The 13,519-nt window shown below is 69.6% G+C and carries 14 protein-coding genes; 1 reads left to right on the top strand and 13 read right to left on the bottom strand.

From position 1 onward, the window contains the following. The 13 genes from WBL06_RS12740 to WBL06_RS12800 form a co-directional block, all read right to left on the bottom strand. A partial coding sequence (locus WBL06_RS12740; RefSeq protein WP_424456634.1) for a translation initiation factor IF-2 N-terminal domain-containing protein occupies nucleotides 1–250 on the bottom strand: 250 nt, incomplete at its 3' end. Nucleotides 251–323: 73 nt separating this feature from the next. After that, nucleotides 324–593: a YlxR family protein gene (locus WBL06_RS12745; RefSeq protein WP_424456636.1), complete on the bottom strand. Its 270-nt coding sequence runs from the start codon at nucleotides 591–593 to the stop codon at nucleotides 324–326. Between the two features lie 27 nt (nucleotides 594–620). Then, a complete protein-coding gene (gene nusA, locus WBL06_RS12750; protein ID WP_424456638.1) occupies nucleotides 621–1,601 on the bottom strand; it encodes a transcription termination factor NusA in 981 nt (326 codons plus the stop codon). 62 nt (nucleotides 1,602–1,663) lie between these two features. Continuing rightward, on the bottom strand, nucleotides 1,664–3,430 hold the full coding sequence (locus WBL06_RS12755; RefSeq protein WP_424456640.1) for a proline--tRNA ligase: 1,767 nt from the start codon (nucleotides 3,428–3,430) through the stop codon (nucleotides 1,664–1,666). Nucleotides 3,431–3,794: 364 nt separating this feature from the next. Beyond that, entirely contained in the window at nucleotides 3,795–4,946 is a 1,152-nt protein-coding gene (gene ispG / locus WBL06_RS12760) for a flavodoxin-dependent (E)-4-hydroxy-3-methylbut-2-enyl-diphosphate synthase (protein ID WP_424456642.1), read from the bottom strand. A gap of 149 nt (nucleotides 4,947–5,095) precedes the next feature. Then, the gene (locus WBL06_RS12765) at nucleotides 5,096–6,157 is read right to left on the bottom strand and encodes an alpha/beta hydrolase (RefSeq protein WP_424456644.1); all 1,062 of its coding nucleotides are present in this window, start codon (nucleotides 6,155–6,157) and stop codon (nucleotides 5,096–5,098) included. A gap of 10 nt (nucleotides 6,158–6,167) precedes the next feature. Continuing rightward, nucleotides 6,168–7,040, bottom strand: a complete 873-nt coding sequence (locus tag WBL06_RS12770; RefSeq protein ID WP_424456646.1) for an alpha/beta fold hydrolase — start codon at nucleotides 7,038–7,040, stop codon at nucleotides 6,168–6,170. Continuing rightward, nucleotides 7,037–7,798, bottom strand: coding sequence for a 3-hydroxybutyrate dehydrogenase (locus WBL06_RS12775; RefSeq protein ID WP_424456648.1), 762 nt, complete (start codon nucleotides 7,796–7,798; stop codon nucleotides 7,037–7,039). Before WBL06_RS12775 ends, WBL06_RS12770 begins: the two co-directional genes overlap by 4 nt. Beyond that, on the bottom strand, nucleotides 7,795–8,889 hold the full coding sequence (locus tag WBL06_RS12780; RefSeq protein ID WP_424456650.1) for a branched-chain amino acid ABC transporter permease: 1,095 nt from the start codon (nucleotides 8,887–8,889) through the stop codon (nucleotides 7,795–7,797). The genes WBL06_RS12775 and WBL06_RS12780 overlap by 4 nt, the downstream gene beginning before the upstream one ends. Then, complete coding sequence (locus WBL06_RS12785) at nucleotides 8,886–9,761, bottom strand: branched-chain amino acid ABC transporter permease (RefSeq protein WP_424456652.1); 876 nt, start codon at nucleotides 9,759–9,761, stop codon at nucleotides 8,886–8,888. Before WBL06_RS12785 ends, WBL06_RS12780 begins: the two co-directional genes overlap by 4 nt. Next, a complete protein-coding gene (locus tag WBL06_RS12790) occupies nucleotides 9,758–10,468 on the bottom strand; it encodes an ABC transporter ATP-binding protein (RefSeq protein ID WP_424456654.1) in 711 nt (236 codons plus the stop codon). Before WBL06_RS12790 ends, WBL06_RS12785 begins: the two co-directional genes overlap by 4 nt. Beyond that, nucleotides 10,465–11,223, bottom strand: coding sequence for an ABC transporter ATP-binding protein (locus WBL06_RS12795; RefSeq protein WP_424456656.1), 759 nt, complete (start codon nucleotides 11,221–11,223; stop codon nucleotides 10,465–10,467). The genes WBL06_RS12790 and WBL06_RS12795 overlap by 4 nt, the downstream gene beginning before the upstream one ends. A 26-nt stretch (nucleotides 11,224–11,249) precedes the next feature. Beyond that, nucleotides 11,250–12,440 carry a substrate-binding domain-containing protein gene (locus WBL06_RS12800; RefSeq protein WP_424456658.1) on the bottom strand — a complete coding sequence of 397 codons (1,191 nt, stop codon included), beginning with the start codon at nucleotides 12,438–12,440 and terminating at the stop codon, nucleotides 11,250–11,252. Nucleotides 12,441–12,589: 149 nt separating this feature from the next. Between WBL06_RS12800 and WBL06_RS12805 the strand changes: the two genes are divergently transcribed. Next, nucleotides 12,590–13,519 carry a LysR family transcriptional regulator gene (locus WBL06_RS12805; RefSeq protein ID WP_424456660.1) on the top strand — a complete coding sequence of 310 codons (930 nt, stop codon included), beginning with the start codon at nucleotides 12,590–12,592 and terminating at the stop codon, nucleotides 13,517–13,519.

A 13,519-nucleotide genomic window follows, 5' to 3' on the forward strand; every position in this document is an offset into this window, starting at 1 on the left:
CTGCGGGAGCGGGCTTCGGGCCCGGCTTCGGCGCTGCCGGAGCCTTCGCGGCGGCGGGAGCCTTCGCGGGCGCGGCGGGCGCCTTGTGCCCGTCGGCTTCGAGCGCCGACTTCAGCCGCCGGGCGACCGGCGGGGCGATGCTGCTGGATGCGCTCTTGACGAACTCGCCCATGTCTTTGAGCTTGTCGAGCGCGATCTTCGAGTCGATGCCGAGTTCGGCGGCGACTTCGTGAACTCGTGGGTTGGCCACAATTCTCCTGTCTGGGGTCCACCCCAGGCAGGGCGGACGTCAAAGGGTGAGGAAACTCATTTCGAGTCGCTCATTAGTTGTCCATGTGCCGATCAGTCCATTTCTGAAGGTCTGACATGATTTCGGATGATTCCGAGGTGATCGCGGTGCGGAGCGCACGCCCGAAAGCCTTGCGCCGAACCGCGGCGTCGATACATCCAGGGTCTGGATGCACCCACGCCCCCCTGCCCGGAAGTCGAGCCGCGGCATCCACCGTTGCTCGTCCGTCGCGCGCGACGATCCGCAGAAGTGAGGATCGGGGAGCACGCTGCCGGCAACCCAGGCAGGTTCGAACGGCTTCCATCCTACCCCCGTCGGCCGTTGAGCGTGGTCAGGACTCCATCACGGAGTCGGGCTGGATGTCGATGCGGGCTCCCGTGAGCTTCGCGGCGAGGCGGGCGTTCTGCCCTTCCTTGCCGATCGCGAGCGACAGTTGGTAGTCGGGAACGAGGGCGCGCACGGCCTTCAGCGACTCGTCGACGACGAAGGCGCTCGACACCTTCGCGGGCGACAGCGCGTTCGCGACGAAGGTCGCGAGGTCGTCGGACCAGTCGACGATGTCGATCTTCTCGTCGTGGAGTTCGGCAGTGACGGCCCGCACCCGGGAGCCGAGTTCGCCGATGCAAGCGCCCTTCGCGTTGATGCCCGGCTCGGTCGCGCGCACCGCGATCTTGGTGCGATGCCCCGCTTCGCGGGCAAGGCTCGCGATCTCGACGAGTCCCGACGCGATCTCGGGAACCTCCAACGCGAACAGCCGACGCACGAGGCCGGGATGCGTGCGGCTCACCGTGATCGACGGGCCCTTGAGCCCCCTGCTGACGCTCGTGACGTAGACGCGGATGCGGGAGCCGTGCGCGTAGTCCTCGCCCGGCACCTGCTCTTCGGGCGGCAAGATCGCCTCGACCGTGCCCAGGTCGACGTGGATCATCCGCGGGTTGGGCCCCTGCTGGATGACGCCGGCGACGATGTCGCCCTCGCGGTTGCGGAACTCCCCCAGCACCTTGTCGTCGCCGATGTCGCGCAGGCGCTGGTTGATGACCTGCTTCGCCGCGAACGCCGCGATGCGCCCGAAGTCTTCGGGGCTGTCGACGGCTTCGCCGATGACCTCGCCCTCGTCATCCAACTCGGGAACGTAGACGGTGACGTGACCGGTCTTGCGGTCGAGCTCGGCCCGTGCGCCGGAGTCGGGTTCGCGGTCGGTGTGCTTGAGGTAGGCGGTCAGAATCGCCTGTTCGATGATCACGACGAGTTCCTCGAAGGGGATCTCGCGCTCGCGCTCCATCATTCGGAGCACAGTGAGGTCGATGTCCATCGAGTGGCCTCCGCTATTCAGTTCACCGTGGCACCCCCTGGTGCCGGGTGCATCCGTCGAGCTTAGCCGAGTGTGGCGAGCACGTCGGCGACGGGGATGTCGCTGCGGTCACCCGAACGGCGGTCCCAGAACTCGACGATGCCGTCGGCAGCACCGCGGCCGACGATGACGATCTTCGGCACCCCCAGCAACTCCGCGTCGTTGAACTTCACGCCCGGGCCGAGCTTCGGCCGGTCGTCGTAGAGCACGTCCTTACCGGCGGCCTCGAGGTCGTCGACCAGCTTCGACGCGAGGTCGAACGCCGCCTCATCCCGGCCGGCGGCGATGACGTGCACGTCGAACGGTGCGATCTCTGCGGGCCAGAGCAGGCCCTTGTCGTCGGCGGTGGTCTCGGCGATTGCGGCGAGGATGCGGGTGACCCCGATGCCGTAGGAGCCCATCGTGACAGTCACTAGCTTGCCGTTCTCGTCGAGCACCTTGAGGTCGAGCGCTTCGGCGTACTTGCGGCCGAGCTGGAAGACGTGCCCGATCTCCATGCCACGCGCGAGTTCGACCGGGCCTGAGCCGTCGGGCGCGGGGTCACCGGCGCGCACGGCGGCCACCTCGACCCAGCCGTCGCCCGCGAAGTCGCGCCCGGCAACGAGCCCGAATACGTGCTTCTCGTCCTCGTTGGCGCCGGTGATCCAGTCGGTGCCGTCGACCACACGGGGGTCGAGCAGATAGCGGATGCCGGTCGCCGACTCCTCCCCGAGCACGGGGCCGAGCGCCGACCATGGGCCGATGTAACCCTTCACGATGAGCGGATGCTTGACGAAGTCAGCCTCGGTCGCCGCCTCGACCTCGGCGGGTGCGAATGCCACCTCGGCGCGCTTCAAGTCGACATCCCGATCGCCGGGCAGGCCCACGACGACGACCTCGCGGGTGCCGTCGAGGTGGGTGAGCGCGAGGACGACGTTCTTGAGGGTGTCGGCGGCGGTCCAGGCGAAGCCGCCCGGCTTCGGGTACTCGGCGTTGGCCAGGTCGACGAGGGTCTGGATCGTCGGCGTGCCGGGCGAGGGCAGCACCTTCGCGGGCGGCAGTGTCGCGACGTCGACATCCACGATCGGCGGCACCGTCGTGAACGCCTCGACGTTCGCGGCATACCCGCCTGCCGACCGCACGAAGGTGTCTTCACCGATCGGGGTGGGGTGCAGGAACTCCTCGGAGCGCGAGCCGCCCATGGCACCGGCATCCGCCTGCACGATCACGTACTCGAGCCCGAGGCGCGTGAAGATGCGCTCGTAGGCGTCGCGCTGCGCCTGGTACGAGACGTCCAACCCCGCATCCGTGTAGTCGAAGGAATAGGCATCCTTCATCGAGAACTCGCGCCCGCGCAGCAGGCCGGCCCGCGGCCGCGCCTCATCGCGGTACTTGTCCTGGATCTGGTAGATCGACAGCGGCAGGTCTTTGTACGAGTTGTAGAGATCTTTCACGAGCAGCGTGAAGACCTCTTCGTGCGTCGGGGCGAGCAGGTAGTCGGCCCCCTTGCGGTCCTTCAGGCGGAAGATGCCGTCGCCGTACTCCTCCCAGCGGCCCGTCGCCTCGTACGGTTCGCGCGGCAGCAGCGCGGGGAACAACACCTCTTGCGCTCCGGCACGCGCCATCTCGTCGCGGATGACGTTCTCGACCTTGCGGCGCACCTTGAGCCCGAGCGGCAGCCAGGAGAAGATCCCGGGCGCTTGGCGACGGATGTAGCCGGCGCGCACGAGCAACCGGTGGCTCGACACCTCGGCATCGGAGGGGTCTTCGCGCAGCGTGCGGACGAAGAGCTGGGAGAGGCGGGTGGACACGCTCTCCACCCTAGTTTCCCGAGCGACGCCGTCTCGCCCGCGACCTTGGGGGTGGCGGCAGGCAGGATGGCGGGATGATCGAGATCGCCCGCGTCGCCGGCACCTCATCCGCATCGCCCCAGGAATTCTTCGCGCGCTGGTGCGACCCCGACAGCCACACGGAGTGGAGCACCGGTATGGAGTCCCTGCGGCTCACCGAGCCGTTCGCCGTGGGGGCGTGCGGCGAACTCAGACCGAGGTCGTGCCGGCCCGGGTCTACGCCGACACCGCGACCCTCGACGGCCCGCACGCGGACGAGTGGGCGACCCGAATGGGCGACGGCGTGCAGCACGATGTCGCGGGCGACCTCGGGTCGCTGACGGCGTCAGGCGGTGACGACCTCGGGAGACCCGACCGCGTCCGCCGGCATCGCGGCCGCGAGACGCTGCGCCTCGGCGATGAGCGTCGCGACGATCTCCGACTCGGGAACGGTCTTGATGACCTCGCCCTTGACGAAGATCTGGCCTTTGCCGTTACCCGAGGCGACGCCGAGGTCGGCTTCGCGCGCCTCGCCCGGGCCGTTGACGACGCACCCCATGACGGCGACCCGCAACGGCACCGTCATGCCCTGCAAACCCTCGGTGACGGAGTCGGCGAGGCTGTAGACATCCACCTGGGCCCGACCGCACGACGGGCAGGAGACGATCTCGAGCTTGCGCTCGCGCAGATTGAGGGACTGCAGGATCTGCAGGCCGACCTTCACCTCTTCGGCGGGCGGGGCGGAGAGCGAGACGCGGATGGTGTCGCCGATCCCCTCAGAGAGCAGGATGCCGAACGCGGTCGCGCTCTTGATGGTGCCTTGGAAAGCGGGGCCAGCCTCGGTGACGCCGAGGTGGAGCGGCCAGTCGCCCGCCTGCGCGAGCAACCGGTAGGCCTTCACCATGACGACCGGGTCGTTGTGCTTCACCGAGATCTTGAAGTCGTGGAAGTCGTGCTCCTCGAACAGGCTCGCCTCCCACACCGCGCTCTCGACGAGAGCCTCCGGGGTGGCCTTGCCGTACTTCTCGAGCAGTCGCGGGTCGAGCGAGCCGGCGTTGACGCCGATGCGCAGGCTCACGCCGGCATCCTTCGCCGCCTTCGCGATCGCGCCCACCTGGTCGTCGAACTTGCGGATGTTCCCGGGGTTCACCCGCACCGCCGCGCAGCCCGCGTCGATCGCCTGGAACACATACTTCGGCTGGAAGTGGATGTCGGCGATCACCGGGATCTGCGACTTCTTCGCGATGATGTGCAGCACGTCCGCGTCGTCCTGGCTGGGTACCGCGACGCGCACGATGTCGCAACCCGAGGCCGTCAGTTCGGCGATCTGCTGGAGCGTCGCGTTGATGTTCGTCGTGGGCGTCGTCGTCATCGACTGCACGCTCACCTGCGCGTCGCCGCCGACGAGCACCTTGCCGACCTTGATCTGGCGGCTCTTGCGGCGCGGGGCGAGCGTTTCGGGAGCGGGTTTGGGCATCCCAATGTTCACGGCGGGCACGCATTCAGCCTAGGCGCGCGACCCGCGCACGCGCTGTACGCCGAGTCGCATCCCGTTTTCAGGAATCCATGGGGCTGATGTCTACTGATGGGGCTGTTGAGGCGGCGGATGCCGCCATAGGCCCCGACTTTCCTGAAAACGGAAAGTCGTCAGGCGCCGATGTGGCGAGCGAGCTCGGCGTCGAAGGTCGCTGCCTCGTCGAGGTGCGGCGCGTGGCCGGCGTCGGGAAGGGCGACCTCGCGGTAGGGGCCGCCGTTGGCGCGGTAGCGGTCGAGCACGGCGCGGGTCTGCACCTTCATCGGTTGCGGGGGCGCGACATCCGCTCCCGGCCAGCCGGGGATGATGCCGGCCTGGCCGAGCGTGTTGAGGTCGAAGAACGACGCATCGGAGACGATCGCGTCCTTCTCGCCGTGGATCCAGAGGATCGGCGGCTTGACCGCGAGGTCGGCGATTCCTGAGACGTCGAAGTGCTGCGGCGCCATCGTGTTGAGCACGCCGCGCGTGCCGGCGGCGAACCCGGGCCAGCTCTCGGATGCCACCGAGTCGCCCGGGTAGTTGTCGAGGCCGGTCTTCGTGGTGAGCATCGACGCCACCCAGGTGTCTTCGTGCTCGGCCTGGAGCTCCGGTTTGCCGACATACGCCGAGCGGTAGACGGTGCGCGGCGAGGTTTGCTCATCGGCGCTCGTGTCGCCGGACTCCAGGCGGGCGACGAAGTCGGGGTTCGCTCCCCCGCCGCCCGTTCCGGCGCCGTCGGCTGTGGTGCGCGTGCCGTCGGGGCCGTACGTACCCCCGAAGCCGTAGGGGGACACGGGGGCCTCGAGGGTGACCGACAGCACCCGTTCGGGCGCGTCGAGCAGCAGCGACATGACAACCCCGGCGCCCATGCTCCAGCCGACGAGGTGCACCCGGTCGAGTTCGAGGGCGTCGAGCACGCTCAGCACGTCGTCGGAGAAGTCACGCAGGCCGCGAGTGGCGTCGACGGGCAGGGTCTCGCTCTCGCCGAATCCGCGCAGGTCGACCGCGAGCGCCCGCACCCCGGCCGGCAACGCGAGCATCGTCGGCTGGAAGAACAGCGACGACGACACGTTGCCGTGCACGAACACCACGGTCGCGGTCAGCTGGCCCTCGGCGGGGCGTTCGAGCACGTGAGCGGTGAGGCGCGACGTCGTGACGGTGTGGGCCATGATGCCGTCGAACAGGGTGCTGGTCATGGCGGGTTCCTTAGGTGAAGGCGGGGCGAAGGGCGTCGGCGACGACGCCGGCTCCCGGGTCGGTCATGAGGATCGTGTAGTGATTCACGTCGGCGACATCCGTGACCCGCATCGCCGGGGCGAGCGACGGCGATCCCGGCAGCTCCGGATAGAGGCCCCCTGGTTCGTCGAGCAGGCCGCGAGGCGCGCGCAGCATCGGGGCCGGGATGCGCAGGCCCGCGAGCGCCGCGAGGTACCAGTGCGGGCCGAAGAGGTCGAGCGAGTCGGCGGCGATCGCATCAATCGTGCTCGCCGTGCGCAGGTGCGGGGGCTCGCCGACGAGGTCGTAGTCGGCGTATTCCGCGATGTCGGGGGTGAACCGATCGCGAAACGCTGGATGCTCGCTCCAGAATTCGCGGTAGGCCTCGCGGGTCGGGAACTCGCGGGCCAGGCGCGCCGCGATCGGGCCGAGCACGGTCGCGGCGAGATCGTCGTCGGCCACTCCCGCGGGGCGCGGCAGCGGATACCCGCCGTCGACGAGCAGCAGCGAGGCGACGGCATTCGGCGAAGAGTCGGCGAGGGCGACCGCGACGAATGCGCCCATCGAGTGCGCGACCACCGGAACGCTGCCGAGGCCGAGCACCTCGACCAGCCGCGCGAGGTCGCGCGCATGATGCCGCAGGCCCGTCGATGCCGCCAGCTCCCGGCTGCGCCCGCGACCGCGCAGGTCGGGGGCGATCAGGCGCACGTCGGGCAGGTGCCGGGCGAGCGCGAGCCACGCCCGCGAACTCGACGTGACGCCGTGGATCGCCAGCACGGCGGGCGCTTCGGCCGGACCGAACTCGGTGACGGCGAGGGCGCCGCCACCGACATCCACCCGGTGTTCCCGCATCGGGACGCTCATCGGGCCGTCCAGCCGCCGTCCATCACATACGAGGTGCCCGTGACCATGCGCGCCGTGGGCCCACAGAACCACGCCACGAGATCGGCGACCTCCTCAGGTTCGAGCAGGCGTTTGATGGCGTTCTCGGTGAGCATCACCGTCTCGACGACCTCGGACTCCGGGATGCCGTGCACCCGCGCCTGGTCGGCGATCTGCTTCTCGACGAGGGCGGTGCGCACATATCCCGGATTGACGCAGTTGCTCGTCACGCCGTGGGGCGCACCTTCGAGCGCGATGACCTTCGACAGCCCCTCCAGGCCGTGCTTGGCGGTGACGTAGGCCGACTTGAACGCACTCGCCCGCAGCCCGTGCACGCTCGAGACGTTGACCACGCGGCCCCAGCCGGCGCGGTACATCCCCGGAAGCACGGCACGGGCGAGCAGGAAGGGTGCCGTGACCATGAGATCGATCATCATTCGGAATCGCGCCGGATCGAAGTCCTCGATCGGACTCACCGTCTGGATCCCGGCGTTGTTGACGAGGATGTCGGCCTCGACCGGGTGGGCGACGAGCGCATCGAGGTCGGCCAGGTCGACCGTCCAGGGTTCGCCGCCGATCTCGTCGGCGACCCGGGCCGCTCCGTCGCCGTCGAGGTCCGCGACGACCACCGACGCTCCGCGTGCGGCGAGTTCGCGCGCCACCGCTTCGCCGATGCCGCTCGCGGCACCTGTCACGAGTGCCCGCTTGCCGCCCAGTTCACCCACACCACGTTCGGTCACGTCGTCTCCTCGAGTCGGTCACGGGCGTCGTCGGCCGGGCGCCGGCGACGGAGTCGGTCGGCGAGCCCGACGATGCCGCCGGGAAGGAACAGCACGACGAGGATGAACAGGGTTCCCAGGATGAAGAGGGGCTCCGAGAGCGGCACCCGCAGCACCGGGGGCAGGCTCGCGATGGCGTCGGAGCCGGCGAGCGCGGTCAGCCGCTGGTCGAGCAGCGTGTAGACGACCGCGCCGATCACCGCGCCCCACCGCGACCCCACGCCACCGAGCACGACGATGACGAGGATCGTGAGGGTGAAGTCGGCCGACACCGCCCGCGGCGTGACCCCGCTCTGCAGCAGCAGGTACAGCATCCCCGAGACGGCGGCGAGCACCGAGCCGATGACGAAGGCGACGAGTTTCGCCCGGAACGGCGGCAGTCCGAGCACCCGCACGCGCAGCTCGTTCTCGCGCACCGCCGCAGCCACGTGACCGGCGCGCGAGCGCTCGAACCAGCGCACCGCGAGGAAGACCAACACCAGCACCCCAAGAGCGAGCCAGAACAGGTTGCGGGTGTCGACGACTCCGACGAGGAAGTCGGGAACCTGTTCGGTGGTGAGCCCGAGCCCTTCCTCGCCGCCCGTGACGTCGGGGTTGCGACGGATGAGCACCGACCCGGCCTGCGCGAAAGCCAGGGTCACCATCGCGAACGAGATGCCGCTCACCCGCAGGCTCACCGCGCCGAGCAGCGTCGCCACGACGAGCGCGCCGACGAGGGTGAGCCCGATCGCGGGCAGCAGGCCGAGTCCGGTGCGTTCCAGGACGATGCCGAGCCCGTAGGCGCCGACCGCGAAGTAGAGCGCGTGCCCGAACGACAGCAGCCCGGTGATGCCGAACAGCACGTGGTAGCTCAGCGCGAGCGCCGCGAAGATGAGCGCGAGCGCGAGCACCTGCAGGGTGCCGGGCGTGTACGTCGAGCCAGGCAGCACCCCGGGAATCACCAGGTCGATCAGCGGCAGCACTGCGACGAACGCGACGAGAGCACCGCCCAGCAGCCACTTCGCGAGCGGTCGGCCGAGGACTTTGTCCACGGTCGAGCGGATGGCCTTCATGCGCGCCTCCCGAACAGGCCGCTCGGACGTACCAGCAGCACGACGGCGAGCAACAGCACCACCATGAGGTCTCCGGTTCCGGCGAGATAGAAGTTGGCGAACTGCTGGAGCACGGCGACGACGACGGATGCCAGGGCCGACCCGGGCAGGGAGCCGAGCCCACCGATCACGGTCACGATGAACGCGAAGATGAGCAGCGACCCGCCCAACTGCGGCGAGACATAGCCGAAGTAGTGCGAGGCGAGCACCCCGCCGATGCCCGCCGCGGCGCCGCCGATCGCGAACACGACGGTGAACGCGCGGCGCACGTCGATGCCGAGTGCGGTCACCATCGACCGGTTCTCGACTCCCGCGCGGATCACCAGGCCGAACCGGGTGAAGCGCAGGAAGGCCACGATGCCGAGCAGCACGAGAACGGCGACGGCGATGAGCAGAAAGCGGTTGTTGGGGATGCGCGCCCCGAGGATCTCGGTCGTCTCGGCGAGCCACTGCGGCCCGCGGACGAACTGCGGGTCGGTGCCCCAGATGCCGTCGAACAGCGCGACGGTCGCGAGCGCGAGGCCGACCGTCACCAGCACTTGCTCGATGTGTCGTTCGTAGAGCCGGCGGATGAGCAGGAACTCCGTGCCGGCAGCGAACACCGCACCGGTGACCGCACCGACCCCGAGCGCCGCGAACAGCGAGATCCAGCTGTCGGCGCCGAGGGCACGGGCCGTCTCCCAGCCGAGGAAGGCGGCGAGGGTGAGGAAGCTGCCGTGCGCGAAGTTGAGCACGCCCATCAGCCCGTAGATGAGCGAGAGACCCGAGGCAACCAGGAAGTACAGCGCACCGAGACCGAGACCGGTGATCAGCAACAGGATGACGGTGCTCATGCCCTCGCCTCTCCATGCACGCCGAGCAGCCGTTCGACGCGGGCGGTGTCGGCGAAGAACTCGTCGGCGGGGCCGGCGTGCACCGTGCGCCCGCTCTCGATCACGACGACCTGCGACGCGAGCCGCCGGGCCACCTGGAGATTCTGTTCGACGAGCAGGATCGGCACGACTTCGGCCGCCCGCTCGAGCGCCGCGGCGACCTCGGTCACCAGCTTCGGCGCGAGCCCCTTGGTCGGCTCGTCGACGAGCAGGATGCGGTTGTCGTTGAGCAGCGCGCGCGCGAGTGACACCATCTGTTGTTGCCCGCCCGAGAGCGTGCCGGCACGCTGCCCGGCCCGCTCGGCGATGTCGGGGAACAGCTCGGCGACGAGGGCGCGCCGGGGGTTCGCGTCGCGCTCGGCGAGGCGCAGGTTCTCGGCGACGGTGAGCGACGCGAATACCTCGCGGTCCTCGGGCACGTAGCCGACGCCGCGCTGCACGATGCGATGCGTGGGAAACGCGTCGATGCGCTCCCCCGCGAGTTCGACGACGCCGGTGCGCGGGATGAGCCCGAGGATCGCCTTGATCGTGCTCGTCTTGCCTGCCCCATTGCGGCCGAGGATGGCGGTGACCTGACCCGCCGGAACCTCGAGGTCGATCCGCTCGATCACCGGCTGGTGCCCGATGGACGCGGCGAGGCCCTGGACTGTGAGGAGGGGCGCGCTCACACCGGCTCCCCAAGGTAGGCGCTCTGCACGACCGGGTCGGCCATGACCGCCTCCGGGGTGTCGCAGGCGAGCAGTTTGCCGTGGTGCATGACCGCGACCCGGTCGACGAGGCCGAGCACGACATCCATGTGGTGTTCGACCATGAGCACAGTGCGGCCCAGCTCGCGGTGCACGTGGCGGATGAGCTCGACGAGGGCCGGAACGTCGCCCGATCCGACGCCTGCCATGGGCTCGTCGAGCAGGATGACGCGCGGGTCGGCCGCGAGCAGCATCGCGATCTCGAGCTTGCGCTTGTCGCCGTGCGAGAGGCCGCCGGCGAGGGTCGCCGCGTGCCGGCTCATGCCGACCTCGTCGAGGCGTTCGCCCGCGATGATCGACGCCTGGTCGCCGGCGCGCGGCGTCGTGAAGGGCGAGAACGATCCGCCGAGCGCGGCCTGGGCCGCAAGCCGCACGTTCTCGCGAGCGGTGAGGCCGGCGAAGAGGTTCGAGGTCTGGAAGCTGCGGCCGAGTCCGGCCCGGGCGCGGCGGTCGACGGAATCGCCCGAGACGTCCCGCCCGTCCAGGGTGATGCGACCCGCAGTGGGTCGCATCACCCCTGACACCAGGTTGAACAGGGTGGTCTTACCCGCGCCGTTCGGCCCGATCACTCCGAGCATCTCGCCCTGCGGCACCGCGAGCGACACGTCATCGATGATGCGTGCGCCCCCGATCTGCAGGGAGAGGTGCTCGACGGCGAGCACGGTGGTGCTGGTCACGAGTTTCGGCTCCTGTTCGGGCGCGGTCAGCCCGCGACGGGCGGCGTGACGGTCTCGGCGTCCACGACCTCGACGAGCTCCGGCAGGAACGAGTCGCCGTCGGCGACGAGGCTTGCCTGGAACATCGGTTGGATGAGCGCGTGGTCCTCGGCACGGATCGTGTAGCCGCCCTTGACGCCGTCGAACTCCCAGCCCTCGAGCGCCGCGATCATCCCGTCGACCGTGTCGCCGCCCTCGCGGACCGCCTGCACGATCATCTGCGCGGCCGTGAAGCCGTCCGGCGAGAACAGATCGGCCTCGTTGCCGGCCTCCTCGAGAGACGCGATCATCGCGGCCTCTGCGTCGGTGCCCGCGGCCCCGCCGAAGTAGTGCGAGAGGAAGCTGATGTCTTCGCTCGCCGCACCGTACGCGCCGTAGGTCGCGATGTCGCCGAGGCCGGTCACGACCGGCATCTCGTCGAACACGCCCTGCTGGCTGAGCGCCTGCCACATCGCGCCGGAGGTGGCACCCGCCCAGGCCACGAACACCAGGTCGGCCCCGGTGCCGAGTACCTGTTGGGCGAACGGGGTGAACTCGGTTGCGTCCTCCGGAACGAGCACGCTCGTCACCGTCGCGCCTTGTCCGCCGAGCACGGCGTCGACGGCGGCCACGTTGCCCTGGCCGAACGCGGTGTCCTGAGCGAAGACCGTAACGGTCTTGCCGTCGGGGTCACCGATGAACGTGCCGGCGGTCGCGACGTCCTGGTAGGTCTGGCGACCCGACCGGAACGTGTATTCGTTGACCCCGGTGATGGCGTCGGCGGCGGCCGGGCCCGAGATGTAGAGGATCTCGTTCTGCGCCGCCTGCTCGGCGAGCGCGAGGGCGATACCGGATGACGCCGTTCCCGCGATGATCTGCGTTCCCTGGCCGATGACGTCCTTGGCGAGGGTGACCGCCTTGTCGGCGTCGCCCGCGTCGTCGAGGTACGTGATGTCGAGTTCGCGGCCGTCGACGGTGCCGGTGCCGTCGGTCGCGTAGTCGAGTCCAGCTTCGAGGCCGTTGAGGTACGCCTCGCCGTAGGCGGCGAGCGGACCGGTCTGCGACGTGATGATCGCGACGGGAACCGGGGCGCCCACCTCGACGTCGCCGCCGGGGGTGGTCGGGGCGCAGCCCGCGAGGATGACCCCGGTGGCGACGATGATCGCCGCCGGAGTCAGACGGCGTGTGGTGACTCGCATGTGATTGCCTTTCCTGCTACGTCGGAGGAAGACGAGACTGAGCAGAAGTCAGATCTCGAAGGGGTCGACGATCCTCGTCCGGCCCGCGCTCGAACGCTAACGCAGAGAATCTGTTCCCACTACGGATAAAACTGTGCAATTCTGCACATATGAGTGCGCAATTCTCCCCCGCAAGCGTCACCGCCGACGACCTTCTCGTTCTGCTCGCCGTGGCTCGATCGGGCCGGTACACGACCGCCGCCCGCCAGCTCGGCGTGACCCATACCACCGTCGCTCGGCGCGTCGAGGCACTCGAGCTCGCGCTCGGCGCTCGCGCCATCGTCCGGGGTTCCTCCGGTTGGCGTCTCACGCCGCTCGGCGAACGCGCCGCCGCCGCTGCCGAGGGGATAGAAGCGGCCCTCGCCGGGCTCGACGGCGACGATGCCGACGTCAGCGGCGTCATCCGGCTCTCGGCCACCGACGGATTCAGCGCCTTCATCGCGGCCCCCGCGATGGCGGCGCTTCGGCGCCGGCATCCCGGGATCTCGCTGCAGATCGTCGCCCAGACCCGACAGGCATCGCCACACCGCTCCGGCGTCGACCTGGAGGTCGTCGTCGGGCGCCCCGAGGTGCGCCGGGCGCAGGCGTTCCGGCTCGCCGACTATGTGCTGGGGCTGTACGCGTCGCGCGACTACCTCGCCACCGCGGGCGAACCCCGCGAACTCGCCGACCTCAACGGCGCGCCCCTCGTCTACTTCATCGAGTCGATGCTCCAGGTCGATGTGCTCGACGACGCTCGCCACGAAGTGCCCGCGATGGTCGACGCCGTCACGAGCACGAACGTCTTCGTGCACGTCGAGGCGACCCGAGCGGGAGCGGGCTTCGGGCTTCTTCCGGCATTCCTCGCCGACCGGGAGCCCGACTTGGTGCGTGTCCTCCCGGGACTCATCGAGCCGCGGCTTCCGTACTGGCTCGTCGCGCCGACCGACGTGTACCGGCTCCCCCTCGTCACCGCGTACCTCGATGCGCTCCGGGACCGGCTCGAAGAGGTGCGCCCCGCACTCCTCGGTACGAGCCGGGCGCAGGCCGACGTGACATAG

It is taken from the genome of Pseudolysinimonas sp. (assembly GCF_049651805.1).
Classification (GTDB): domain Bacteria; phylum Actinomycetota; class Actinomycetes; order Actinomycetales; family Microbacteriaceae; genus Pseudolysinimonas_A.

Bases quoted from the DNA above. Each gene is read 5' to 3' on its own strand.
- WBL06_RS12800 (WP_424456658.1), bottom strand. From the start codon at position 12,440: ATGCGAGTCACCACACGCCGTCTGACTCCGGCGGCGATCATCGTCGCC.
- WBL06_RS12745 (WP_424456636.1), bottom strand. From the start codon at position 593: ATGGAAGCCGTTCGAACCTGCCTGGGTTGCCGGCAGCGTGCTCCCCGA.
- WBL06_RS12785 (WP_424456652.1), bottom strand. From the start codon at position 9,761: ATGAGCACCGTCATCCTGTTGCTGATCACCGGTCTCGGTCTCGGTGCG.
- WBL06_RS12780 (WP_424456650.1), bottom strand. From the start codon at position 8,889: ATGAAGGCCATCCGCTCGACCGTGGACAAAGTCCTCGGCCGACCGCTC.
- WBL06_RS12770 (WP_424456646.1), bottom strand. From the start codon at position 7,040: ATGAGCGTCCCGATGCGGGAACACCGGGTGGATGTCGGTGGCGGCGCC.
- nusA (WP_424456638.1), bottom strand. From the start codon at position 1,601: ATGGACATCGACCTCACTGTGCTCCGAATGATGGAGCGCGAGCGCGAG.
- WBL06_RS12805 (WP_424456660.1), top strand. From the start codon at position 12,590: ATGAGTGCGCAATTCTCCCCCGCAAGCGTCACCGCCGACGACCTTCTC.
- WBL06_RS12765 (WP_424456644.1), bottom strand. From the start codon at position 6,157: ATGACCAGCACCCTGTTCGACGGCATCATGGCCCACACCGTCACGACG.